The organism is Pseudomonas sp. A1230 (assembly GCF_044218825.1).
Lineage (GTDB): Bacteria > Pseudomonadota > Gammaproteobacteria > Pseudomonadales > Pseudomonadaceae > Aquipseudomonas > Aquipseudomonas iridis.
Window position 1 is genome coordinate 963987 of sequence record NZ_CP162582.1, and the last position, 25423, is coordinate 989409.

Annotated in this window: 21 protein-coding genes; 14 read left to right on the forward strand and 7 right to left on the reverse strand. The window is 58.9% G+C overall.

Going from position 1 to position 25423, the window contains the following annotated elements; all coding sequences use genetic code 11:
- Positions 1 to 326: 326 nt before the first annotated feature.
- Entirely contained in the window at positions 327 to 1061 is a 735-nt protein-coding gene (locus tag AB4P97_RS04565) for a phosphoadenylyl-sulfate reductase (RefSeq protein ID WP_395602106.1), read from the reverse strand.
- 163 nt (positions 1062 to 1224) lie between these two features.
- Here AB4P97_RS04565 and thrH point away from each other — a divergent pair, with 163 nt between their 5' ends.
- On the forward strand, positions 1225 to 1842 hold the full coding sequence (gene thrH / locus AB4P97_RS04570; protein WP_042558482.1) for a bifunctional phosphoserine phosphatase/homoserine phosphotransferase ThrH: 618 nt from the start codon (positions 1225 to 1227) through the stop codon (positions 1840 to 1842).
- An 86-nt stretch (positions 1843 to 1928) separates the two neighbouring features.
- Here thrH and pabB read toward each other — a convergent pair whose 3' ends face one another.
- The 4 genes from pabB to AB4P97_RS04590 form a co-directional block, all read right to left on the reverse strand.
- A complete protein-coding gene (pabB, locus tag AB4P97_RS04575) occupies positions 1929 to 3272 on the reverse strand; it encodes an aminodeoxychorismate synthase component I (RefSeq protein ID WP_200610588.1) in 1344 nt (447 codons plus the stop codon).
- Positions 3273 to 3501: 229 nt separating this feature from the next.
- Complete coding sequence (locus tag AB4P97_RS04580) at positions 3502 to 4488, reverse strand: alpha-L-glutamate ligase-like protein (protein WP_042558485.1); 987 nt, start codon at positions 4486 to 4488, stop codon at positions 3502 to 3504.
- A complete protein-coding gene (locus AB4P97_RS04585) occupies positions 4488 to 6023 on the reverse strand; it encodes an inactive transglutaminase family protein (RefSeq protein ID WP_042558486.1) in 1536 nt (511 codons plus the stop codon). Before AB4P97_RS04585 ends, AB4P97_RS04580 begins: the two co-directional genes overlap by 1 nt.
- A 5-nt stretch (positions 6024 to 6028) precedes the next feature.
- Positions 6029 to 6565, reverse strand: coding sequence for an ATP-dependent zinc protease (locus AB4P97_RS04590; protein ID WP_016983749.1), 537 nt, complete (start codon positions 6563 to 6565; stop codon positions 6029 to 6031).
- Positions 6566 to 6856: 291 nt separating this feature from the next.
- Here AB4P97_RS04590 and AB4P97_RS04595 point away from each other — a divergent pair, with 291 nt between their 5' ends.
- From AB4P97_RS04595 to prpD, 6 genes are all read left to right on the forward strand, one after another.
- The gene (locus AB4P97_RS04595) at positions 6857 to 7579 is read left to right on the forward strand and encodes a GntR family transcriptional regulator (protein WP_181818557.1); all 723 of its coding nucleotides are present in this window, start codon (positions 6857 to 6859) and stop codon (positions 7577 to 7579) included.
- Positions 7576 to 8466, forward strand: a complete 891-nt coding sequence (gene prpB / locus AB4P97_RS04600) for a methylisocitrate lyase (protein ID WP_042558488.1) — start codon at positions 7576 to 7578, stop codon at positions 8464 to 8466. The genes AB4P97_RS04595 and prpB overlap by 4 nt, the downstream gene beginning before the upstream one ends.
- Before the next feature lie 136 nt (positions 8467 to 8602).
- Positions 8603 to 9730: a 2-methylcitrate synthase gene (gene prpC / locus AB4P97_RS04605; RefSeq protein WP_395602107.1), complete on the forward strand. Its 1128-nt coding sequence runs from the start codon at positions 8603 to 8605 to the stop codon at positions 9728 to 9730.
- A 206-nt stretch (positions 9731 to 9936) separates the two neighbouring features.
- Positions 9937 to 12531, forward strand: coding sequence for a Fe/S-dependent 2-methylisocitrate dehydratase AcnD (gene acnD / locus AB4P97_RS04610; RefSeq protein ID WP_042558490.1), 2595 nt, complete (start codon positions 9937 to 9939; stop codon positions 12529 to 12531).
- A gap of 54 nt (positions 12532 to 12585) precedes the next feature.
- Positions 12586 to 13788 (forward strand): 2-methylaconitate cis-trans isomerase PrpF, encoded by a 1203-nt coding sequence (gene prpF / locus AB4P97_RS04615; RefSeq protein ID WP_395602108.1) that lies wholly within the window; start codon positions 12586 to 12588, stop codon positions 13786 to 13788.
- 119 nt (positions 13789 to 13907) lie between these two features.
- Positions 13908 to 15392 carry a 2-methylcitrate dehydratase gene (gene prpD / locus AB4P97_RS04620; protein WP_042558492.1) on the forward strand — a complete coding sequence of 495 codons (1485 nt, stop codon included), beginning with the start codon at positions 13908 to 13910 and terminating at the stop codon, positions 15390 to 15392.
- 33 nt (positions 15393 to 15425) lie between these two features.
- On the opposite strand, the gene AB4P97_RS04625 is transcribed toward prpD, so the two are convergent.
- Positions 15426 to 16364: a DMT family transporter gene (locus tag AB4P97_RS04625; protein WP_042558493.1), complete on the reverse strand. Its 939-nt coding sequence runs from the start codon at positions 16362 to 16364 to the stop codon at positions 15426 to 15428.
- Between the two features lie 89 nt (positions 16365 to 16453).
- Here AB4P97_RS04625 and AB4P97_RS04630 point away from each other — a divergent pair, with 89 nt between their 5' ends.
- A complete protein-coding gene (locus tag AB4P97_RS04630) occupies positions 16454 to 17863 on the forward strand; it encodes a PLP-dependent aminotransferase family protein (protein WP_042558494.1) in 1410 nt (469 codons plus the stop codon).
- A 121-nt stretch (positions 17864 to 17984) separates the two neighbouring features.
- On the opposite strand, the gene AB4P97_RS04635 is transcribed toward AB4P97_RS04630, so the two are convergent.
- Positions 17985 to 18803: a pyruvate, water dikinase regulatory protein gene (locus tag AB4P97_RS04635; RefSeq protein WP_042558495.1), complete on the reverse strand. Its 819-nt coding sequence runs from the start codon at positions 18801 to 18803 to the stop codon at positions 17985 to 17987.
- A gap of 174 nt (positions 18804 to 18977) precedes the next feature.
- On the opposite strand from AB4P97_RS04635, the gene ppsA reads away from it, so the two are divergent.
- The 6 genes from ppsA (at position 18978) to AB4P97_RS04665 (ending at position 25407) form a co-directional block, all read left to right on the forward strand.
- A complete protein-coding gene (ppsA, locus tag AB4P97_RS04640; protein WP_042558496.1) occupies positions 18978 to 21353 on the forward strand; it encodes a phosphoenolpyruvate synthase in 2376 nt (791 codons plus the stop codon).
- Positions 21354 to 21541: 188 nt separating this feature from the next.
- Complete coding sequence (locus AB4P97_RS04645; protein WP_395602109.1) at positions 21542 to 22531, forward strand: alpha/beta fold hydrolase; 990 nt, start codon at positions 21542 to 21544, stop codon at positions 22529 to 22531.
- A 228-nt stretch (positions 22532 to 22759) separates the two neighbouring features.
- Entirely contained in the window at positions 22760 to 23251 is a 492-nt protein-coding gene (gene rraA / locus AB4P97_RS04650) for a ribonuclease E activity regulator RraA (protein WP_015096067.1), read from the forward strand.
- Between the two features lie 21 nt (positions 23252 to 23272).
- The gene (locus tag AB4P97_RS04655) at positions 23273 to 24268 is read left to right on the forward strand and encodes a zinc transporter ZntB (RefSeq protein WP_042558498.1); all 996 of its coding nucleotides are present in this window, start codon (positions 23273 to 23275) and stop codon (positions 24266 to 24268) included.
- A 63-nt stretch (positions 24269 to 24331) separates the two neighbouring features.
- A complete protein-coding gene (locus AB4P97_RS04660; RefSeq protein WP_008076827.1) occupies positions 24332 to 24580 on the forward strand; it encodes a hypothetical protein in 249 nt (82 codons plus the stop codon).
- A 2-nt stretch (positions 24581 to 24582) separates the two neighbouring features.
- Complete coding sequence (locus AB4P97_RS04665; protein ID WP_008048604.1) at positions 24583 to 25407, forward strand: mechanosensitive ion channel domain-containing protein; 825 nt, start codon at positions 24583 to 24585, stop codon at positions 25405 to 25407.
- Positions 25408 to 25423 lie beyond the last annotated feature (16 nt).

Sequence of the window (25423 nt, forward strand, 5' to 3'; positions counted from 1 at the left end):
TTGAGTTTTTGTATACAAAACATGCATGCACTAAAGCCAGATTTGTGCCAGTTACTCATCTATGAAACGAACCGCTCATTTCGAAAAGTTATGGGAAATTCTTAAGTTATTGAAAATATTTGATTAAAAATTGACCGGTCGAACAGGTATTTATTTTTTTTGAGGAATTTTGGCGGACGCCAGAGAGAAGGAGGGGGTGGAGGGCGTGTAACTTTTCAGGGCGCAGAAACAAAAAAGTGCACACATAAATGGCACCGATGGTGACATTCGTGTGTACACGTTTTTATTGGGGCGACGCAGACTTGTTTGGGAGCTAGCCTGCAGAATCAAGCCTTGCTGATGATATTTCCCGCGTGCAACCCGCATTCCTTCTGGGTTGCTTCTTCCCACCACCAGCGGCCTTCGCGCTCGTGCTGGTTCGGCAAGACAGGGCGGGTGCAAGGTTCGCAACCGATGCTGATAAAACCGCGTTCATGCAGGCTGTTGTACGGCAGCTCAAGCATGCGGATGTAGCCCCAAATCTCTTCACTGCTCATCTGTGCCAGCGGGTTGAATTTGTACAGGGTGCGTTCCGGTGTCGAGAATGCGCTGTCGATTTCCATTACCGCAACGGCACTGCGCGTGCCCGGACTCTGGTCGCGGCGCTGGCCGGTGGCCCAGGCTTTGACGTTGGAGAGTTTGCGTCGCAGTGGCTCGATCTTGCGGATGCCGCAGCATTCGCCATGGCCGTCCTTGTAGAAACTGAACAGGCCTTTTTCCTTCACGAACGGTTCCAGTTTCGTGTAATCCGGCGAGACGATTTCGATGTCGATCTTGTAGTGCTCGCGCACTTGCTCGATGAAGCGATAGGTTTCCGGGTGCAGGCGGCCGGTGTCGAGGCTGAACACTTTGACGTTCTTGTTCAGCTTCCAGGCCATGTCCACCAGCACCACATCCTCGGCGCCGCTGAAAGATATCCACAACTCATCGCCAAACTCGGCGAACGCGAGTTTCAGGATGTCCTGAGCGGATTTGTTGGCATAGGTCGTGGCGAGTTCCACGATATCGAACGTTGGGCTCATCAGGGCGGCTTCCTACAGGTCGGTGGCGCTGGGCGCTCTATATGGCGGCGATGGTAACAAAAAGCTGCGCCGGTTGGCGCGTGCTGTGCGTTGCACGGCTGTGGTGGAGCCGCTAGAGTTCGGCGTCGCTCGACTCAATAATCAATACAAACGGGAGTGTCTTGTGGAAATTGCTTGCCTGGATCTTGAAGGGGTGTTGGTACCGGAAATCTGGATCGCTTTCGCCGAAAAAACCGGGATCGAATCCCTCAAGGCCACCACCCGGGACATTCCCGATTACGACGTGTTGATGAAGCAGCGTCTGCGCATCCTCGATGAACACGGCCTGAAGCTCTCGGACATTCAGGAAGTGATCGCCACGCTGAAGCCGCTGGACGGCGCGGTGGAATTCGTCAACTGGCTGCGCGAGCGCTTCCAGGTGGTGATTCTGTCGGACACCTTCTACGAATTCTCCCAGCCTTTGATGCGCCAGTTGGGATTCCCGACGTTGCTTTGCCATCGCCTGATCACAGATGAAACCGGTCGGGTGACCAGCTATCAGTTGCGTCAGAAGGATCCCAAACGTCAGTCGGTGCTGGCCTTCAAGAGCCTGTATTACCGGGTGATTGCGGCGGGTGATTCGTACAACGACACGACGATGCTGGGCGAGGCGGATGCGGGGATTCTGTTCCATGCGCCGGACAATGTGATCCGCGAGTTTCCGCAGTTTCCGGCGGTGCACACGTTTGCTGAACTGAAACAGGAATTCCTCAAGGCCTCGAATCGCGACCTGAGTTTGTAGTCGTCTGGAAGGACGCTTTCGCGAGCAGGCTCGCTCCCACATGTGCAATGCATTCCATTGTGGGAGCGAGCCTGCTCGCGAAGCCTTTAGAGATTTTGCAGGGTTTGAAGGAGGATTTTCACTTTGGTAATCGACTCCTGATATTCAGCTTGCCAGTGCGAATCGGCAACAATCCCGCCGCCCCCCCAGCAACACACCTGCCCATCCTTGACCAACAGACTGCGAATCGCGATGGAACTGTCCATCTCGCCGCGCACGTCCAGATACAGCAACGAGCCGCAATACAAGCCGCGCCGCGTCGGCTCCAGTTCGTCGATGATCTGCATCGCGCGAATCTTCGGCGCGCCGGTGATCGAGCCGCCGGGGAAGCTGCCGGCGATCAGGTCTAACGCGTCGCGATCCTGCGCCAGTTCACCGGTCACGCTGCTGACCAGATGATGGACGTTGGGATAGCTCTCCAGACTGAACAACTCCGGCACCCGCACCGAACCGATGCGACAGGTGCGTCCCAGATCGTTGCGCAGCAGATCGACGATCATCAGGTTTTCCGCGCGATCCTTGGGGCTAGCCAGCAGTTCTGCGGCATTGGCGGCGTCTTCGGCCGGCGTCAGGCCGCGCGGGCGGGTGCCTTTGATCGGACGGGTTTCCACCTGACCCTGGCTGACTTTGACGAAGCGTTCCGGCGACAGGCTTAACACCGCGCCACCGTCCGGCAAGCTCTGGAATCCGGAAAACGGCGTCGGGCAGGCTTCGCGCAGGGCGCAATAGGCCAGCCATGGATCGCCCTGGCAGGTAGCGCGGAAGCGCTGGGCGAAGTTGACCTGATAGCAGTCACCGGCCTGAATGTAATGCTGGATGCGTTCGAAGGCCTGGCGGTAATCGTCAGCCGAAAGGTCGGCGCTCATCGGATTGTTCAGTTTGAACGGGGCCAGCGAGTCAGCAGGCAGTTGAGTGAACAACGCAATCAGGCGCTGCTTTTCGCTGTCGACGATGGATGGGTGGAAAACCAGTTGGCTGGTGGCGGTCTGGTGATCGCTGATCAGCGCCCAGGCGTACAGGCCAAATCGTGCGTCGGGCAATTGCAGATCATCCCGCGCCTGACTTGGCAGGTGTTCCAGATGTCGACCGAAGTCGTAGCTCAGGTAACCGATCAGACCGCCCGCGAACGGTAACTCGAGGCCCACTGGCAAATCAGCCTCACCCAAACGGTTCAGGTTATCGCGCAGACGTTGCAGGAAAAGGCTGCCGCTTTCATCCGGCATTACGGCCAGTTGTTCCAGCGGCCAGGCGCTGAGCAAGTCATACCGGCCACGCTCGGCACTCGGCCGACCGCTGTCGAGCAGCACAGCGCCGGGGGCGTTGCGGATTGCCGCAAAGTAGTCGGCGGGATTGGCGCGGTAGGGCAGCGGGTGAACGGAACAGGTCAACATGGGCGGGGCAGATCGGCCGTTGAAGCGGGGTGGGGATTGTAGTCCTCTCGGCGGCCAGTTCAAAGTCAAAAGCCTACCCCCTCACCCCCCCCAAGGGGGCGAGGGGGAAAGGGAGTAGATCTTCAAACTTTTCAAGGCCTGAGTTCGACTCGGTGTTTCAGGTCGCTGTCACTCGAACATCCACCTCGGTGAGTCCCTTCTCCCTCTGGGAGAGGGGCTCTTAAGCGGCTCAGCCCTCTACCGCAGGAATATGCCCGAACATTTCCTGAGTAAACGCCACCCGCTCTTCAACCGATTCAGTCACGCCACGTGCCTTGAGCTCTTCCAGTCGCGCTTCCACCGCATGGGTACGCAACGTCAGACCGCAATCATTGGCGATCTGGATATTCAGCCCCGGCCGCGCATTCAGCTCAAGAATCAGCGGGCCCTTTTCCTGATCCAGCACCATGTCCACGCCGATGTAACCCAGACCACACAGCTCATAACAACCGGCAGCGAGTTTCATGAAACCGTCCCAGTAGGGCAGTTGCACGCCATCCACTGCGTTGGTGGTGTCCGGGTGTTTGGTGATGATGTTGTTCAGCCAGGTGCCGCGCAGGGTCAGGCCTGTGGCCAGATCAACGCCGACGCCAATGGCGCCCTGATGCAGGTTGGCCTTGCCGCCGGATTGACGGGTCGGCAGGCGCAACATCGCCATTACCGGATACCCCATCAACACAATGATGCGGATGTCCGGCACCCCTTCATAACTGATGCTTTTGAAGATCTGGTCCGGGGTCACGCGGTATTCGATCAGCGCGCGATCACGGTGGCCGCCCAGTGAGTACAGGCCAGTGAGGATGCTCGAGATGTGATGCTCAAGCTCTTCGTGGGCAATGATCTTGCCCGAGACCGTGCGATAACGACCCTCGAAGCGGTCGGCCACCACGATGATGCCGTCACCGCCGGCGCCTTGGGCCGGTTTGATCACGAAGTCGCTATGTCCGCCGATGATCTCGCCGAGCTTGTCGATTTCCTTCTCGGTGGAAATCACGCCATACAACTCCGGTACGTGAATGCCGGCCTTGATTGCGCGTTCCTTGGTGATGATCTTGTCATCGACGATCGGGTACAGACTGCGCTTGTTGTACTTGAGCACGTAATCGGCGTTACGCCGATTGATGCCCATGATGCCCCGGGCTTCCAGGGCCTTCCAGGTCTTCCAGAAACCGAACATCAGCTGTCAGCCTTCTTCAGGAACGCCTTGAAACGCACCAGTTCGGTCAGGCGGTAACCGCGATAACGACCCATCGCCAGCATGAAGCCCACCAGAATCAGCAGGATCGCCGGGAAGGTGAACACGAAGTAGATCAGCTCGGGCACGGTCATGATCAGGTGCGCCAGGGACGCTGCGAACAAGGTGCCGATCGCGACTTTCATCGCATGGCTGGCACCGCGTTCTTCCCAGGTGATCGACAGGCGTTCGATGGTCATGGTCAGAATCACCATCGGGAACAGCGCCACCGACAGACCCCGCTCCAGACCCAGTTTATGGCTGAACAGGCTGATCGCCGCGATCAACACCACGACAAACGTCAGCACCACCGACAGTCGCGGCAGCATTTGCAGCTTCAGGTGTTCCAGATACGAGCGTAACGACAGGCCCAGCGCGGTAATCACGGTAAACAGCAGGATGCCGAAGCCCAATTGCGTTTCACGGAAGGCGAGGGCGATCAGCACCGGGGTAAACGTGCCGAGGGTCTGCAAGCCGATCAGGTTGCGCAGGATCAGGATTACCAGCACGCCGATCGGGATCATTACCATGATCATGAACGTCTGCTGGGTTTGCAGCGGCAGGCCGTAGAGCGAGTATTCGAGGAAGTTGGCGTCAGTGTTTTCGTCGGTCAGCTTGGCCAGACGAATCGCGTTCATCTCGCTGTTGTTCAGGCTGAAGGTCACGTTGGCTTTCTTGCCGCCGTCGACGGTGATCAGGTTTTCATCGCCGGTCCACCACAGCAGGCGGTCGGTCGGCAGGCCCTGTTCGCCGGTTTCCGGATTGAAGTACAGCCAGTCGGTGCCGTTGAAGCTGCGCAGCCACAGTTCAGGCGTTTGCGGCTGATCGGCGACGAGGCGGATGGTGTGGACTTTTTCCACCGGGACGTGGGCGATGGACAGCAGCAGCTCGACGATTTTGGCTTTGTGCGGCGTCGATGGATCGCCAGCCAGGAGCAGTTTCACGTTGTCGTCGTTGACGTTATTGACGCGCTTGATCGCTTCGCCGATGAAGGTTTCAACGTCGGCCGAGTGCTGGCGAATCGGTGCGAGCAGCGATTCGGCGGCGATTTTTTCCGGACCTTCGATGACCATGCTGTCGCGGAAGGTCGGGCCTTTGGTCTTGGTTTTTTCTGCGGTGTAGCGCTTGGTCAGCACCAGACGGTAATAAAGGGTCTGATTGCCCTTGGCGCGTCGTGCCGACCAGGTCACTTTGCGGTTGCCATCGACGCGGTTCACCGACACGCCGTAGTTATTGGAGATGAAGCTCTCGTTGAGGCTGACGTAATCGCGGCTCAGCGGCGGCACGAACATCTGGATCTTCACCGGGTCTTTGGTGCTGGCGACGAACTCGACTTTGGCGTCGATGTTCCACAAGTCGTCGGTGGCGTCTTCGGTCACCGGGATGCCGAGTACGAAAATCTGATAGGCCGTAACCGAAACGCCCAGGAGCACCAGAATGGTGATCAGGATTTTCAGGTGGAAGGTTAGAGAACGCATGGAAATTACTCGGCGGTATGAGCGGCGATGGTGCAAGCGGGTTTGCCTGCAGCGTATTTAAGACTGGGATCGACCAGTGCGTCGAAACGTTTCAGCGCTTCGGAACCGATCAAAAGCGGATATTGGAACGCACTTCGGTCGGTCAGGTTCACTTCGATGCTGCGCATTGCCGAACCCATGCAGATATCCAGCTCGATCACCGGGCGTGCGGTGTACTTTTTGCCTTCTTCCGGATCGTAGTCGCCAGCCCGGCGCTTGATCTTGCTGACTCGGGCCAGCGGGCGCTCGATAGGATGCGAATGCGCGGCGTCGATCGCCAGGTAGAAACGTACCCAGGATTCACCATTGCGTTTGAAGCGTTTTATGTCGCGAGCACTCAGCGAGGCGGTTTTTGCGCCGGTGTCGAGTTTGGCCGCGACTTCCAGATTGATGCCGTCAAGCGAAGCGTATTCGTTGAGGCCGTACACAGTTTTTTCCCCCGCGGCGGCAAGGCCGGGCAGGCAAAACAGGGCGAAGAATGTGGGAAAAGGCTTGAGTCTCATAAATCCTGGTGCGCAGCGTTCCGTTTTCGGTTCAGGTGCCTGGCAAAACTTGCGCAGGTCCCTTCGTGTGCCTTTCAGCTTTTTATGACAAGCCGTACAAATGGCCAGCAAATGCGGGCGGCATTCTAGCACGGTGGTTTTATGGCGCCAGCGCCCGAGAGGGCCTATAACCCTTGGGCCTCTTGAGGGGTGTTATTAGACGATTGTCGACAATGTCTATTTTTCCTTTGACTGATGCGGCCGGATTGGCTAGTTTTTGCCGCATTGGATTTAAAGGTGTCGACAATCATGCTGGATCAACTCGATCCCCCGGTCATCAGCGGCGACGATTCCGAGACGCTCTCGGAAAACGTATTTCGACGCATTCAGGCGGCTATCGTCAGAGGCGAGATTGCTCCGGGTAGCAAGATCTCCGAGCCTGAGCTGGCACGCACCTATGGCATCAGCCGTGGGCCGCTGCGTGAGGCGATCCACCGTCTTGAAGGTCAGCGCCTGCTGGTGCGTGTGCCGCACGTCGGCGCGCGAGTGGTATCGCTGAGCCATGCCGAATTGCTGGAACTCTACGAAATCCGTGAATCCCTCGAAGGCATGGCGTGCCGTCTGGCGGCTGAACGCATGAGCGTCGAAGAAATCGATGAGCTGCGTCGGGTGCTGGAAACCCACGAGCGCGATGCGGCGTTTCAGGCCGGGGTCGGCTACTACCAGCAGGAAGGCGATTTCGACTTCCACTACCGCATCATCCAGGGCAGCGGCAACCGCACGCTGACGCAGATGCTCTGCGGTGAGCTCTATCAACTGGTGCGCATGTACCGCATCCAGTTTTCGACCACGCCGAACCGCCCGCGCCAGGCCTTCGCCGAACACCACAGGATTCTCGATGCCATCGCCGACCGTGACGGCGAACTCGCGGAATTGTTGATGCGCCGTCACATCGGCGCCTCGAAACGCAACATCGCCCGTCATTACCAGGACGGCGCCCACAATAAGACAGCCACTGAACGAGGTGAGTCATGAGTTCCAACCCGAACACTCCAGGCCAGCGTTTCCGCGATGCGGTCGCCAGCGAGCACCCTTTGCAGGTGGTCGGTGCGATCAACGCCAACCACGCGCTGCTGGCCAAACGTGCCGGTTTCAAGGCGATCTACCTGTCCGGTGGCGGGGTGGCCGCAGGGTCCCTCGGCGTGCCGGATCTGGGCATCACCGGTCTGGATGACGTGCTCACCGACGTACGGCGCATCACCGACGTCTGCGATTTGCCGCTGCTGGTGGATGTCGACACCGGTTTCGGTTCTTCGGCCTTCAACGTGGCGCGCACCGTCAAATCGATGATCAAGTTCGGCGCGGCGGCGATTCATATCGAAGACCAGGTCGGCGCCAAGCGTTGCGGCCATCGTCCGAATAAAGAGATCGTCAGCCAGCAGGAAATGGTCGACCGCATCAAGGCTGCCGTCGATGCCCGTACCGACGACAGCTTCGTGATCATGGCGCGTACCGATGCGCTGGCCGTTGAAGGTCTGGAGTCTGCTCTGGATCGCGCCGCGGCGTGCATCGAGGCTGGCGCCGACATGATCTTCCCGGAAGCCATCACAGAGCTTGAAATGTACAAGCTGTTCGCCAGCCGCGTGAAAGCACCGATTCTGGCCAACATTACCGAGTTCGGCGCGACGCCGCTGTACACCACAGAACAACTGGCCGGCGCCGATGTATCGCTGGTGCTTTACCCGCTGTCGGCGTTCCGCGCGATGAACAAGGCTGCGGAAAATGTCTACACCGCGATCCGCCGCGACGGCACGCAGCAGAATGTCATCGACACCATGCAGACTCGCATGGAGCTTTACGATCGCATCGATTACCACACGTTCGAGCAGAAGCTCGATGCGTTGTTTGCGGCGAAAAAATGAAGATCAAAAGATCGCAGCCTCGTTTCACTCGACAGCTCCTACATGGATCTTTGTAGGAGCTGCCGCAGGCTGCGATCTTTTACAAACAACACCGAAATTGCAGATTCCCTAACAAATTCAAAAATTGGAGACAGCAATGGCCGAAGCAAAAGTACTCAGTGGCGCCGGGCTCCGGGGCCAGGTTGCCGGGCAAACCGCACTGTCCACCGTAGGCCAGGCCGGTGCCGGGCTGACCTATCGCGGCTACGACGTGCGCGAACTGGCAGCCGATGCGCAATTTGAAGAAGTGGCGTACCTGCTGCTGTATGGCGAACTGCCGACCCAGGCCGAACTCGACGCTTATCAAGGCAAACTGAGCAAGCTGCGCGACCTGCCGCAAGCGCTGAAAGAAGTGCTGGAACGCATCCCCGCCGACGCCCACCCGATGGACGTGATGCGCACCGGTTGCTCGTTCCTTGGCAACATCGAACCGGAGAAAGACTTCTCCGAACAGCGTGACAAGACTGACCGTCTGCTGGCCGCGTTCCCGGCGATCATGTGCTACTGGTATCGCTTCAGCCACGATGGCAAACGCATCAACTGCGTGACCGATGAACAATCCATCGGTGGCCACTTCCTGCACTTGCTGCACGACAAGAAGCCGAGCGAACTGCACGTCAAAGTGATGAGCGTGTCGCTGATTCTCTACGCCGAACACGAATTCAACGCCTCGACCTTCACCGCTCGTGTTTGCGCTTCGACCCTGTCCGATCTGTATTCCTGCGTCACTGCGGCCATCGGTTCGTTGCGCGGCCCGCTGCACGGCGGCGCCAACGAAGCGGCGATGGAAATGATCGAGCGCTTTTCGTCGCCCGAAGACGCGATCAAAGGCACCCTCGGCATGCTCGAGCGCAAAGACAAGATCATGGGTTTCGGTCACGCGATCTATAAGGACAGCGACCCGCGCAACGAAGTGATCAAGGGCTGGGCGAAAAAGCTCTCTGATGAAGTCGGCGACAAGGTGCTGTTCGCGGTTTCCGAAGCCATCGACAAGACCATGTGGGAGCAGAAGAAGCTGTTTCCGAACGCCGACTTCTACCATGCCTCGGCGTACCACTTCATGGGCATCCCGACCAAACTGTTCACACCGATCTTCGTCTGCTCGCGCCTGACCGGCTGGGCGGCGCACGTGTTCGAACAACGCGCCAACAACCGCATCATCCGCCCAAGCGCCGAATACGTCGGCGTAGACCAGCGCAAGTTCGTGCCAATCGAACGTCGCTGAATGGTGAGGGCTGAACACTGATCTCGACGTTCACCTAAATCCCTGTGGGAGCTGGCTTGCCAGCGATGACGGAGTCACATCCAGCATCGATGTCGACTGACCCGACACTATCGCTGGCGAGCCAGCTCCCACAGGGTTCAGTGTGAATTTCAAGATCGGTGTCTGGCCCCACCCCTTGAAACTCCCGTGACCCGAGTCCTGAGCCGATGAACACAGAATTTCGCAAGAACCTGCCCGGAACACCGCTGGACTATTTCGACGTCCGTGCGGCTGTCGATGCGATCCAGCCCGGCGCTTACGACACCCTGCCGTACACCTCGCGCGTGCTGGCGGAAAACCTTGTGCGTCGCTGCGACCCGGCCACGCTGACCGAATCCCTGAAGCAATTCATCGAGCGCAAGCGCGACCTCGATTTCCCGTGGTTCCCGGCGCGCGTTGTCTGCCATGACATTCTCGGTCAGACCGCACTGGTCGACCTCGCCGGTCTGCGTGACGCGATTGCCTTGCAGGGCGGTGATCCGGCGCAAGTGAACCCGGTGGTGCCGACGCAACTGATTGTCGACCACTCGCTGGCGGTAGAGGCGGGGGGCTTTGATGCGCAGGCGTTCGAGAAGAATCGCGCCATCGAAGATCGTCGCAATGAAGACCGTTTTCACTTCATCAACTGGACCAAAAAAGCCTTCAAGAATGTTGATGTGATCCCGCCGGGCAACGGCATCATGCACCAGATCAACCTGGAGAAAATGTCTCCGGTGATCCAGGTGCGTGACGGCGTGGCGTTCCCCGACACGTGCGTCGGCACCGACAGCCACACCCCGCACGTCGATGCGCTGGGCGTAATCGCCATCGGCGTCGGCGGCCTTGAAGCCGAGAGCGTGATGCTCGGCCGCGCCTCGTGGATGCGCCTGCCGGAAAGCGTCGGCGTCGAACTGACCGGCAAACTGCAACCGGGCATCACCGCCACCGACATGGTGCTGGCGCTGACCGAGTACCTGCGCAAGCAGAAAGTCGTCGGTGCATGGCTGGAGTTCTTCGGTGAAGGTGCTGCCGCGCTGACCCTCGGCGATCGCGCAACCATCTCCAACATGGCGCCGGAATACGGCGCCACCGCGGCGATGTTCTACATCGACCAGCAGACCATCGATTACCTCAAGCTCACCGGTCGTGAAGATCAGCAAGTGCAGCTTGTCGAGCATTACGCCAAGACCACCGGTCTGTGGGCCGACAGCCTCAAAGGCGCGCAATACGAGCGCGGTCTGACCTTCGACTTGTCGTCGGTAGTGCGCAACATGGCCGGCCCGAGCAACCCGCACGCGCGCGTTGCGACCTCGGATCTGGCGGCCAAAGGCATCTCCGGTCAGTGGGATGACGTGCCGGGGCAAATGCCCGATGGTGCGGTGATCATCGCGGCCATCACCAGTTGCACCAACACCAGCAATCCGCGCAACGTGATTGCCGCTGGCCTGATTGCGCGCAACGCCAACCGACTCGGATTGACGCGCAAACCGTGGGTCAAATCCTCGCTGGCGCCGGGTTCGAAAACCGTGGCGCTGTACCTCGACGAAGCGGGGCTGACCACTGAACTGGAACAACTCGGTTTCGGCGTCGTGGCGTTTGCCTGCACCACGTGCAACGGCATGTCCGGCGCACTGGATCCGGTGATCCAGCAGGAAATCATCGACCGCGATCTGTATGCGACTGCCGTGCTCTCGGGCAACCGCAACTTCGACGGCCGCATCCACCCGTACGCCAAGCAGGCCTTCCTCGCTTCGCCGCCGCTGGTGGTTGCTTACGCGATTGCCGGGACCATCCGTTTCGACATTGAGAAAGATGTCTTGGGCGTGGTCGACGGCAAGGAAATTCGCCTCAAAGACATCTGGCCGAGCGACGAAGAAATCGACGCCGTGGTGAAGTCTTCGGTCAAACCCGAGCAGTTCCGTCAGGTCTACATCCCGATGTTCGCCATCCATGAAGACACCGGCCCGAAAGTCACGCCGCTGTACGACTGGCGCGAGATGAGCACCTACATTCGCCGTCCGCCGTACTGGGAAGGCGCACTGGCCGGCGCGCGTCCGCTCAAGGGCATGCGCCCACTGGCGGTGCTGCCGGACAACATCACCACCGATCACCTGTCGCCGTCGAACGCGATCATGCTCGACAGCGCCGCCGGCGAATACCTGGCGAAAATGGGCCTTCCGGAAGAGGACTTCAACTCCTACGCAACCCACCGTGGCGACCACTTGACCGCCCAGCGCGCGACGTTTGCCAACCCGAAACTGTTCAACGAAATGGTGGTGGAAAACGGCAAGGTCAAGCAGGGTTCGCTGGCCCGGGTCGAGCCGGAAGGCAAAGTGATGCGCATGTGGGAAGCCATCGAAACCTACATGGAGCGCAAGCAGCCGCTGATCATTATTGCCGGCGCCGATTACGGTCAAGGCTCGTCCCGCGACTGGGCGGCCAAAGGCGTGCGTCTGGCGGGTGTCGAAGCAATTGCTGCGCAAGGGTTCGAGCGTATCCATCGCACCAACCTGGTGGGCATGGGCGTGTTGCCGCTGGAGTTCAAGGCGGGCACCGACCGTCACACCCTGGCCATCGACGGCAGCGAAACCTACGACGTGATTGGCGAGCGCAAGCCGCGCGCTGACCTGACGCTGGTGATTCATCGCAAGAATGGCGAGCGCGTCGACGTGCCGGTGACGTGCCGCCTCGATACCGCTGAAGAAGTGTCGATCTACGAGGCCGGCGGCGTGTTGCAGCGCTTCGCTCAGGACTTCCTCGAAGAGTCGGCGGCTGCCGTTTAAATCATCGGATGTGGGCATGGGACTTCAAGTCCCATGCCTTCGTTAAGGAGCACCATGGCTCACGCAACTCATTTCGCAGCGCAAATCAAAATTCCCGCCACCTACATGCGCGGCGGCACCAGCAAAGGCGTGTTCTTCAGCCTGAAAGATTTGCCCGAAGCGGCGCAGGTTCCAGGTCCCGCACGCGACGCCTTGCTGCTGCGCGTGATCGGCAGCCCCGACCCGTACGACAAGCAAATCGACGGCATGGGCGGCGCCACTTCAAGCACCAGCAAAACCGTGATCCTGTCGAAAAGCAGCCAGGCTGATCACGACGTCGACTACCTGTTCGGCCAGGTCTCCATCGACAAGCCGTTCGTGGACTGGAGCGGCAACTGCGGCAACCTGTCGGCGGCGGTCGGTTCGTTTGCGATCAGCAATGGCCTGGTCGACGCCAGCCGCATTCCGCACAACGGTGTCGCCGTGGTGCGCGTTTGGCAGGCGAATATCGGCAAAACCATCATCGCCCACGTGCCGATCACCAACGGTGAAGTGCAGGAAACCGGGGATTTTGAACTCGACGGCGTGACCTTTCCGGCGGCCGAAGTGCAGGTGGAGTTCATGGATCCTGCGGCAGAAGAAGAGGGCGGTGGTGGCTCGATGTTTCCTACCCGCAACCTGATCGATGAGCTGGAGGTGCCGGGTGTTGGCACGTTCAGGGCGACCATGATCAATGCGGGTATTCCGACGATTTTCGTCAACGCCGAAGACATCGGCTACACCGGCACCGAACTGCAAAGTGCGATCAACAGCGACCCGAAAGCCTTGCAGATGTTCGAGACCATCCGCGCTTATGGCGCTTTGCGCATGGGCCTGATCTCGAATCTCGATGAAGCGGCCAAGCGCCAACACACACCGAAAGTCGCGTTCGTCGCCAAGCCTGCGGATTACGTGGCGTCCAGCGGTAAAGCTATTGCTGCCGGTGACGTTGATTTGCTGGTGCGTGCATTGTCGATGGGCAAGCTGCACCACGCGATGATGGGCACGGCTGCGGTCGCCATCGGCACTGCGGCGGCAATTCCCGGGACGCTGGTGAACCTGGCGGCGGGTGGTGTGGAACGCAACGCCGTGCGTTTCGGTCATCCTTCCGGCACATTGCGGGTCGGTGCCGAGGCGAGCCTGGAAAACGGTGAGTGGGTGGTGAAAAAAGCCATCATGAGCCGCAGTGCCCGTGTCCTGATGGAAGGCTACGTGCGCGTCCCTGGTGATTCTTTCTAAACGACAACTTCCCCTGTAGGAGCCTTCGGCAGCTCCTACATGGGGTCGCATTTCAATTCTAAAAGTCCATTGCCTGAACCGAGGTCCCATCAACGAACCACTTAAAGAGTGAATCGAACATGAGCGCCAACGTCGACCTGAACAACCGCCCCGACTACGACCGTGTCCTGCAGGACATCGCCGACTACGTCCTGACCTTCAACGTTGAATCCACCGAAGCCCTGAACACCGCCCGCCACTGCCTGATGGACACGCTGGGTTGCGGTCTGCTGGCGCTGCGTTTTCCCGAATGCACCAAGCACCTTGGCCCCATCGTCGAAGGCACCGTCGTGCCGTTTGGCGCTCGAGTGCCGGGCACCCCTTATCGCCTTGATCCGGTGAAAGCGGCGTGGGATATCGGCTGCATCGTGCGCTGGCTCGACTACAACGACACCTGGCTCGCCGCCGAGTGGGGCCATCCGTCGGACAACCTCGGCGCAATTCTCGCGGTGGCCGATCACCTCTCGCAGAAGCGCTCGGCCAACGCTGAAGCAGCGCTGACGATTCGTGATGTGCTGGAAGCGATGATCATGGCTCACGAGATTCAGGGCGTCATTGCCCTGGAAAACTCCTTCAATCGCGTAGGACTTGATCACGTCATTCTGGTGAAAGTCGCCTCGACCGCCGTGACCGCCAAACTGATGGGCGCCAATCGCGAGCAGATGTTGTCGGCGCTGTCCCATGCATTCGCCGACGGTCAGGCGCTGCGCACCTACCGTCATGCACCGAATGCTGGCTCGCGAAAATCCTGGGCAGCGGGGGATGCGTCCAGCCGTGGCGTGCGTCTGGCCGATATCGCCATGCGCGGTGAAATGGGCATTCCCGGTGTGTTGAGTGCCAAACAGTGGGGCTTTTACGACGTGCTCTTCAGCCACACCAACAGCGACCTGGCGTTGAAGCCGGAAGATAAACGCGCCTTCGCTTTCTCACGGCCGTTCGGCAGTTATGTGATGGAAAACGTCCTGTTCAAGATCAGCTTTCCCGCCGAGTTCCACGCGCAAACTGCGTGCGAGGCAGCGGTGACGTTGCATCCGCAAGTGCGCAATCGACTGCACGAAATCGAGCGAATCGTCATCACCACCCACGAATCGGCGATCCGCATCATTTCCAAGGTCGGGCCGCTGGCCAACGCTGCCGACCGCGATCACTGCATTCAGTACATGACCGCCGTGCCGCTGGCCTTCGGCAACCTGATCGCCGAACAGTACGAGGACGATTTCCACAAAGCTCATCCGATCATTGATGTGCTGCGCGAGAAAATGCACATCGTCGAAGAGCCGCGCTTCACCCGCGAGTACCTTGAGGCCGACAAGCGCTCGATTGCCAACGCCGTGCAGGTTTTTTTCAAGGACGGCACCAGCACCGACAACGTCGTGGTGGAATACCCGATCGGCCATCGCCGCCGCCGGGCGCAGGGCATTCCTTTGCTGGAAGACAAGTTCAAGGCCAACCTGGCAACGCGCTTCACCGGTCAACGCAGCGCCGAGATCCTGGCGCTGTGCAAAGATCAGTCGCGGCTGGAAGCGACGCCAGTCCACCGCTTCGTCGACCTGTTCGTGATCTGACGAAAGCGCTGTAGGAGCAGCCTGCGGCAGCTCCTACACGGAGGATTTGCGCCATTTTTCGATGGGCAGTTTGGTGATCGCAAAACCGCTCAACAAAATCGCCGAATAGATCATCAGTTCCCGGGACAGGGTTTGCCCTTCGTACCAGGCGCCGATGATCACGGCGAACACCGGGAAAATGATAAACACGAACGACAGAATGATCGGGCTGAGGCGTTTAAGCAGCAAAAAATAAACGATGAATCCACCCACCGACGCCACCAGCCCGAGATAGAGCAGGGCAGCCCATGAGCGCGCGCTCACGTCCTGGAAGCTCGGCGCTTCGAAGCTCAATCCGACAATAAATAACATCAGCCCGGCGATGCCGATCGGCAGCGTGTTGTAGGTGATTACGCTGATGGCGCTGCCGTGTTTTTTCGTCACTACGTAACACAACGCATGCATGACGGCTGCGCAGAGAATCGCCAGCACACCGAGCCATTCCGCCTGATCAAGGTGCAAGCCCTGGCTGCGAATGATCATGAACAAACTGGCGAAGCCGATGGCGATGCCGAGCATTTGCGATGGATAGATTTTCTCGCGCAGAAACAGTGCGCTGAACATCAGGATAAACACCGGCATGCAGCTGAACAGCAGCGCCGTCAGGCCAGACGACACGTGCATCTCGCCATAGTTGAGCAGGTAATACGGCAGGCTGAAATACGACAGCGTGACGAACACAAAAAACCAGCGACTTTGTCGTGGAAACAGCAGGGGTTCCTTGCGCAACACCGCGAAGCTGAGGAACAGCGGGAAGGCAATCAGAAAGCGCAGGCCGGCAGCGGTCAGTGGCGGCACGCTTTCCACGGCAATCTTGATCCCCAGCCATGTGGTGCCCCAACTCAGACAAACGATGAGAAACAGGGTGCTGGTGATCAATCCGGCAAGCCAGGGTTTGCTGATGGTTATCGGTGAGCTGACGACGGTCGACATGTTGGGTGCTCCGAGCGGGGAATTGACCTCGTCACTGAAAAGGTCTATTCCTGATTGAGCCTGTTTTCAATACGCTATTTGGGGCGAGAATGACTGTCAAAGTAAGTATTGCCATGGTGTCAATCCTTCGCGACGGCCTCGCCAATGGCGTCGGCGTCAAGTACAAACGCCTGGCGGATGCGGTCGAAAAGGCCATCGGCGAGGGCGTTATCGAGGCAGGTTGCAAGCTGCCACCGCACAGGCTGTTGGCCGATAGTCTTGGCGTCACTATCGGCACCATCAGTCGTGCTTACGGCGAGCTGGAGCGGGTCGGATTAGTTGTGGCCCGCGTAGGAGATGGCACCTATGTGCGTCAGCGCGGGATGGAGCGGCCGCAGGACACAGGCTTTCGCAATGTCAGCGACGAGCCGCCAGCGTGTTTCGACATGAGCCGCAACCAGCCGATCCCCGGCCAGGAAGCAGCGTTCATGCGCGAGTGTCTTGTCGAACTGGCCAATGATCCGGGCTTGTTACAGCAATTGACCGGGTATACCGCCGAAAGCGGATTGGCCAGGCACCGGGTGGCGGGGGCGGTCTGGTTGCGCCACGGGAGTTTCGTGCCGCACGCCGATCAGGTGCTGTGCGTGAACGGTGGTCAGCACGGTTTGCTGTGCGCCTTGATGGCTTTGCTCAAGGCCGGCGACACGGTCGTGACCGAGCATTTGTCCTACCCCGGATTGATCAGCGTCGCACGTCAACTCGGGATAAAACTCATCGGCGCCGCGATGGATGACGAAGGACTGTTGCCCTCGGCGCTGGAGGACATTTGCCGTCAGCATCGGGTAGCGGCGGTGTATTGCACACCAACGATCCAGAATCCTACAGCCGCCGTGATGTCGATCCCGCGGCGCGAGGCGATTGCCGAGGTGTGCCGCCAGCACAATCTGCTGATTATCGAAGACGAAGCCCATGCTGTGCTCGACCACCAGCGCCCGCTGCCATTGAGTTATTTCGCTCCTGAGCGTGCGGTGCTGATCGGCAGTCTCAGCAAGGCCGTTTCGGCGGGGTTGCGGGTCGGTTATCTGCATGCGCCGCAGGCGCTGATCGGGCGTATCAGCTCAGCCATTCGTGCGACGTGCTGGATGGCCAATCCGCTGTCGATGGAGGTGGCGAGCCTGTGGATCGAAAACGGCATGGCCGAGCGTTTGCTGGATGAGCAGATCAAGGAGATTGGCCGCCGCAAGGCTTTGGTTGCAGGTGTGCTGGACGGCTTGAGCTACAAGACGCACAACCACAGTCCGCACTTTTGGGTAGAGGTGCCCGAGTTGTGGCGAGCGTCGCAGATTGCTGCGGAGTTGAAAGAAAACAACTATCTGGTGGCGACCGCCGAGGCGTTCGCGGTAGGGCATGCGGCGGTGCCGCAGTTTATTCGGGTGAGTGTGTGTAACTCGGTGGGAAATGACGGGTTGTTGCTTGGCGGTTTCGAAGCTTTGGCCTTGGCATTAACAGACATCGTGTAATCGTTCATCGCGGGCAAGCCCGCTCCCACAGGTTTCTCTGGTGTTTGCAAAATTCACATTCACAACAAATCCCTGTGGGAGCTGGCTTGCCAGCGATGGCGTCAGATCAGACACCGCAAAACTACTTGAACCGCCGCTCGACGCCTTTCTCCACCAGAATCTTCGCCGAGATCTCTTCCACCGAAAAATGTGTGGAGTTGATGTTCGGGATGTTTTCGCGGCGGAACAGGTTTTCCACTTCGCGCACTTCGAATTCGCACTGGGCATAGCTCGAATAGCGGCTGTTGGGTTTGCGCTCGTTGCGGATCGCGGTGAGGCGGTCCGGGTCGATGGTCAGGCCGAACAGCTTGTGCTGATGAGCGCGCAGGGCGGGCGGCAGTTGCAGGCGCTCCATGTCGTCTTCGGTCAGCGGGTAGTTGGCCGCGCGGATACCAAATTGCATGGCCATGTACAGGCACGTCGGCGTCTTACCACATCGCGACACGCCCACTAGAATCAGATCAGCCTTGTCGTAATAGTGCGTGCGGGCGCCGTCATCGTTGTCGAGGGCGAAGTTCACCGCCTCGATCCGCTCCATGTAATTGGAGTTGTGCCCGATCGAATGCGACTTGCCCACGGTGTAGGAAGAATGCTCGGTCAGTTCCTGCTCAAGCGGGGCGAGGAAGGTCGAGAAAATGTCGATCATGAAACCATTGGAGGTTGCGAGAATCTCACGAATGTCCTGATTGACGATGGTGTCGAAGATGATCGGGCGAAAGCCGTCGGTTTCGGCGGCTTTATTGATTTGTTGTACCATGGCCCGCGCTTTATCCACGCTGTCGATGTACGGTCGCGTGAATTTGCTGAAGGTAATGTTTTCGAACTGCGCCAGGAGGCTTTGACCCAGGGTTTCGGCAGTAATGCCGGTGCCATCGGAGATAAAGAAAGCAGATCGTTTCATTTGCACCTTGGGCCTTAAGCTAATGAGCATTTCTGGATATGATAGGCGCGATTTGCCGGCCGCCATTGGCCTGCATTCTCACTTATTTTCCAGGTCCAGGCCATACAACCGGCCAACGCTCCCCCGAGCAGCCGGTTTCTGAGCTTTTCCAACACAGTTAGTGGAGAGATCACCTTGGTAGAGTACGTAGTTTCCCTCGATAAGCTCGGCAAACACGATGTTGAGCATGTGGGGGGCAAGAACGCATCCCTGGGCGAGATGATCAGCAACCTGGCGGGTGCCGGTGTGTCGGTCCCCGGCGGCTTCGCCACCACCGCTCAGGCCTATCGCGACTTCCTCGAACTGAGTGGCCTCAACGACCAGATCCACCAGGCCCTCGACGCGCTCGACGTTGATGATGTCAACGCCCTGGCCAGGACCGGCGCGCAGATTCGTCAATGGATCATGGACGCCGAATTCCCGGAAAAACTCAACGCCGAGATCCGCACCGCGTTCGCCACGCTGTCGGCCGGCAACCCTGACATGGCCGTGGCCGTGCGTTCTTCAGCCACTGCCGAAGACTTGCCTGACGCATCCTTCGCCGGTCAGCAGGAAACCTTCCTGAACATCCGTGGCGTGGAGAACGTTATCCGCGCTGCCAAGGAGGTTTTCGCCTCTTTGTTCAACGACCGTGCGATTTCCTACCGCGTGCATCAGGGCTTCGACCACAAACTGGTCGCCTTGTCTGCCGGCGTGCAGCGCATGGTGCGTTCGGAAACCGGCACCGCCGGCGTGATGTTCACCCTCGACACCGAGTCCGGTTTCCGTGACGTGGTGTTTATCACCGGCGCTTACGGTCTGGGCGAAACCGTCGTTCAAGGCGCGGTGAACCCGGACGAATTCTATGTCCACAAGGGCACGCTGGAGGCCGGTCGTCCGGCCATCCTGCGTCGCAACCTGGGCAGCAAAGCCATCAAGATGATCTACGGCGAAGTCGCCACGGCCGGCAAGTCGGTCAAGACCATCGACGTCGACAAGGCTGATCGCGCGCGCTTCTGCCTGTCCGACGCCGAAGTCAGCGAGCTGGCCAAGCAAGCGATGATCATCGAGAAGCACTACCAGTGCCCGATGGACATCGAGTGGGCCAAGGACGGTGACGACGGCAAGCTGTACATCGTGCAGGCGCGTCCGGAAACCGTGAAAAGCCGCACCCAGGCCAACGTCATGGAACGTTACCTGTTGAAAGAAACCGGCACCGTGCTGGTTGAAGGTCGCGCCATCGGCCAGCGTATTGGTGCCGGTAAAGTGCGGATCATCAAGGACGTGTCCGAGATGGACAAAGTCCAGCCGGGCGACGTACTGGTTTCCGACATGACTGACCCGGACTGGGAACCGGTAATGAAGCGCGCCAGCGCCATCGTGACCAACCGGGGCGGGCGTACCTGCCACGCGGCGATCATCGCCCGTGAGCTGGGCATTCCAGCCGTTGTCGGTTGCGGCAACGCCACCCAGTTGCTGAAGGATGGGCAGGGCGTGACCGTGTCTTGCGCTGAAGGCGACACCGGTTACATCTTCGAAGGTGAACTGGGCTTCGACATCAAGAAGAACTCCGTGGACGCCATGCCTGATCTGCCGTTCAAGATCATGATGAACGTCGGCAACCCGGACCGCGCCTTCGATTTCGCGCAACTGCCGAACGCCGGTGTGGGCCTGGCCCGTCTGGAATTCATCATCAACCGCATGATCGGCGTGCACCCTAAAGCGCTGCTGAACTACGATGGCCTGCCGCAGGAAATCAAGGACAGCGTCGACAAGCGTATTGCCGGCTACGACGATCCGGTTGGCTTCTATGTCGACAAACTGGTCGAAGGCATCAGCACCCTGGCAGCAGCGTTCACACCGAAGAAGGTCATCGTGCGTCTGTCGGACTTCAAGTCCAACGAATACGCCAACCTGATCGGCGGCAAGCTGTACGAGCCGGAAGAAGAAAACCCGATGCTGGGCTTCCGTGGCGCTTCGCGTTACATCAGCGAATCGTTCCGCGATTGCTTCGAACTCGAATGCCGCGCGTTGAAACGCGTGCGCAACGAGATGGGCCTGACCAACGTCGAAATCATGGTGCCGTTCGTGCGCACCCTCGGCGAAGCCAGTCAGGTTGTTGATCTGCTCGCAGAGAACGGCCTGAAGCGTGGCGAGAACGGTCTGCGCGTGATCATGATGTGCGAATTGCCATCCAACGCGATTCTGGCTGAAGAGTTCCTCGAATTCTTCGACGGTTTCTCGATCGGTTCCAACGACCTGACTCAGCTGACTCTAGGTCTGGATCGTGATTCCGGGATCATCGCGCACCTGTTCGACGAGCGTAATCCGGCCGTCAAGAAGCTGCTGTCGAACGCGATTCAGGCGTGCAACAAGGCTGGCAAATACATCGGTATCTGCGGTCAGGGTCCTTCCGATCACCCGGATCTGGCTCGCTGGTTGATGGAGCAGGGCATCGAAAGCGTGTCGCTGAACCCGGACACAGTGCTGGAAACCTGGTTCTTCCTCGCGGAAGGCCAAGCGCAGGCTTAACCAATATGTGAACGGTCCGCGTCCCCTGTGGGAGCGAGCCTGCTCGCGAAATCGGATTAACATTCGATATGAATGTTGGCAGATACACCGCTTTCGCGAGCAGGCTCGCTCCCACACGACTCGGTTCTTTAGGTGATTCAAACAGGGCGAGCGCCTTCGGATGCCGCCCTTTTTTGTGCAAGAGCATTATGCAAAGCAGCAGCAACCTATTTCCTGTCGCCCTGATCAGCGCCGAGCGGCGCGGCGATCTGAGCGAAGACGTTTATCGTCTCAAACCCGGCAACAGCCCGGACTGGTCCGTAGAAATCGCCGTCACCCGTTTGGGTATGGCCGATGAACCGGCGGTGCGCGGTGTGCCGGTCATCCTGTTGCACGGCAGTTTTTCCAACCGACGCTTCTGGTTCTCGCCCAAAGGTCTGGGGCTCGGCGCTTATCTGGCGCGGCTGGGCTTCGACGTGTGGATTCCGGAGATGCGCGGTCACGGTTTATCGCAGCGCAACGAGGAATACCGCAGGAACCGTGTCGCCGACTACGCCAGGTACGATCTGCCGGCAATCGCCGCATTCGTGCGTGAGCAGAGCGGGCAGGTGCCGCACTGGATCGGCCATTCGCTGGGCGGCATTACCCTGGCGGCGGCACTCGGTGGCGAGTATCTGGGCGAACCCGCCGTGGCGTCGGCGGCGTTTTTTGGCACTCAGGTCAGCCGTACTTACTGGCCGCTGAAGATTCCGCCGGTTGAATGGAGCGGTCGCTTCATTCTCAAGCGTTTCGCGCAGTTGTCGGGCTCACGTCTCAAGCGCGGACCGGAAGACGAGCCCATCGGCCTGGCCATCGAGAGCATGCGCTGGTACGGCTTGTTCGGCCGGTTTGGTGACAAGGACAAAGATTGGTGGGCCGGTCTGGCTGATGTTCAGGTGCCAGTGCTGGCGGTAAGTGCGGCCGGGGATCATCAGGATCCTGAGTGGGCTTGTCGCAAACTGTTCGAGCAGATTGGCTCTGAGCACAAGCAGTTCATCAATCTGGGGCGCGAGCAGGGCTTCAAAGAGAATTTCGGCCATGTCGAAATGTTGGTAAGCAAGGCTGCACAGGCACAAGTATGGCCACTGGTGGCGCGCTGGTTGAACGATCAGCAGACCCCGTTGCTGGGCGAGAAGCCGGATCTGGCGGCTGCAGTCTGAGTCGCGAGGCGCTGAAGAGGCCATTTCGTTCGGGGCGGCTTGCGGCTAAGATATGACGCATTGTGCGGTTCTGGTCATATTTAGTGGCTGGTTTGCTATTAAGTATTCAGCGTTTGTTCAGGTTCGCTCAGCGAGCATTGTATGAACTAAGGTAAACAGCGACTGCCGGAACTCGTCTTACAAGAGTGCGTCATCCTTGATCGTCTTCCTTTTTACAGGAGTTTTTCGATGAACCATTACCTCACGCCTGACCTGTGCGATGCCTATCCGGAGCTGGTCCAGGTGCTGGAACCGATGTTCAGCAATTTCGGCGGACGTGATTCGTTCGGCGGCGAAATCGTGACCATCAAATGTTTCGAAGACAACTCGCTGGTCAAGGAGCAAGCCGAACTCAAGGGCAACGGCAAGGTACTCGTGGTCGACGGTGGCGGATCGCTGCGCCGTGCGCTTCTCGGAGACATGATCGCCGAGAAAGCCGCGAAAAACGGCTGGGAAGGGATGGTCATCTACGGTTGCATCCGTGACGTCGATGTCATCGCCCAGACCGATCTTGGCGTCCAGGCACTGGCCAGCCATCCGATGAAAACCGACAAGCGCGGCATCGGCGATCTCAACGTCGCGGTGACTTTCGCCGGAGTGACGTTCCACCCGGGCCACTACATTTATGCGGACAACAACGGCGTAATCATCTCGCCGAGTCCGCTGAAGATGCCTGAATAAGCTTTTGACAAAGGGATGAGGATGTTCGAGGAAGAAAACGCGCAATGGGGGCTGGTGCATGCCCTGGTGCTGGACGGTAGAGGCGGTGCGCGTTCGATAGCCCGGACTGAGCTCGACGATTTGCAGCTACAGGCTCATGAAAGTCTGTGGCTGCACTGGGATCGCAGTCATCCGCAAACGCAGACCTGGCTGCGCAAATCCAGTGGCCTGAACGAATTCACCTGCGACTTGCTGCTGGAAGAGAACACTCGACCGCGCCTGCTGCCGTTGCCGGATTCCGAGTTGCTGCTGTTTTTGCGCGGCGTCAACCTCAATCCGGGGGCCGAACCGGAAGACATGGTTTCGGTGCGGATTTTCGCTTCCGCCCAGCGCGTTATTTCCCTGCGTTTGCGCCCGTTGCGCGCCACGGATGAGCTGCTGACGATTCTGGCGGAGGGCAAAGGCCCGAAAACGTCCTCTGAGCTGATCCTTTATCTGGCGCAATTCCTCACTAATAAAGTGCAGGATCTGGTCACTTGCCTCTCGGAAATCGCCGATGAGGAAGAAGAAAAGATGGATGCCGACGAACGGTATACCCCAGAGCACGGATCGATTTTGCACATCCGTCGAAGGGCGGCCGGACTGAAGCGGTTTCTCGCTCCACAGCGGGATATTTTCGGCCAGATGACGCGGATAAAACTGCCGTGGTTTGTCGATGATGATGCCGATTACTGGAACGAGTTGAACAACAGCCTGACCCGCTATCTGGAAGAACTCGAATTGACCCGAGAGCGCGTGGGGCTTGTCCTGGAGGCGGAAGACCGACGTTTGAGCGTGCGCATGAATCGCACGATGTACCGCTTCGGGATCATCACCTGCATCTTTTTGCCGATGAGTTTTATCACGGGGCTGTTGGGTATAAATGTTGGCGGAATTCCGTTCGCGAGCAGCCCTTATGGTTTCCTGATCGCCTGCTTGACGGTGCTCGCCATGGCCTTCGGCCAATGGTGGTTATTCCGTCGTTTGCGCTGGGTTTGAACATGGCGCATGTGACCCGACCAAATTTGCCCGCGTCTTTCACAGACATCACGAGAGGTGCGTATGCACGATCCGTTTGAACAGTCTTTGCGCGACATGCTCAACGCCTCGCCGTCCAGCCGCGACGACGATGCGTGTCTGGGCCGCGTACTCAAAACCGCCAACCGCCAGGTCGGCGCGGGTGATCTGTTTAGCCTGCTGGGCCGCTGGCTGCCCGCGCTGATGATCGCCCTGAATAACGGATCGGCCCATGTCTCGCCGGTTTCCCGTCTTCGTAAACCTACCGCTCGCACTGCTGATAAGGCTGATTGAATATGGAACTTGATCTCTGGACTCAGAGCCTCGTCACTGCAATGACTGCGTTGTGGACCAAAGTCGCCAACTTCATCCCGAACCTGTTCGGCGCACTGGTGGTGCTGCTGTTGGGTTTCGTCGTGGCCAAGCTGCTCGATACCTTGCTGTCCAAACTGCTCGCTAAATTGGGCCTCGATCGCCTGATGGGCGGCACCGGACTGACTAAATTGCTGTCGCGCGCCGGGCTTCAGGTTCCGATCTCGACACTGATCGGCAAGATCGTTTACTGGTTCGTTCTGCTTATTTTTCTGGTTTCTGCAGCAGAATCCCTTGGCCTTGAGAGAGTTTCAGCTACGCTCGATATGCTGGCGCTGTATTTGCCAAAAGTATTTGGCGCAGCCCTGGTGTTGCTGGTGGGTGTTTTGCTCGCGCAACTGGCCAATGGGCTGGTGCGTGGGGCGGCAGAAGGCGTAGGCCTGGACTACGCTTCGGGGCTGGGGCGAATCGCTCAGGGGCTGGTGATCATCATCAGCATCTCGGTCGCGATCAGTCAGCTTGAGGTCAAGACCGACCTGCTGAACCATGTGATTGTCATCGTTTTGATTACCGTTGGTCTGGCGGTTGCGCTGGCCATGGGGTTGGGAAGCCGGGAAATTGCCGGTCAGATTCTTGCGGGAATCTATGTGCGTGAGTTGTACCAGGTTGGGCAACAAGTGCGTGTTGGCGAGGTCGAAGGCCAGATCGAAGAGATCGGCACGGTTAAAACCACATTGCTGACCGATGAGGGTGAGCTAGTCTCTCTTTCCAATCGGATCCTGCTGGAACAGCATGTGAGTAGCCGCTAATCCGGCAAACCCTGCT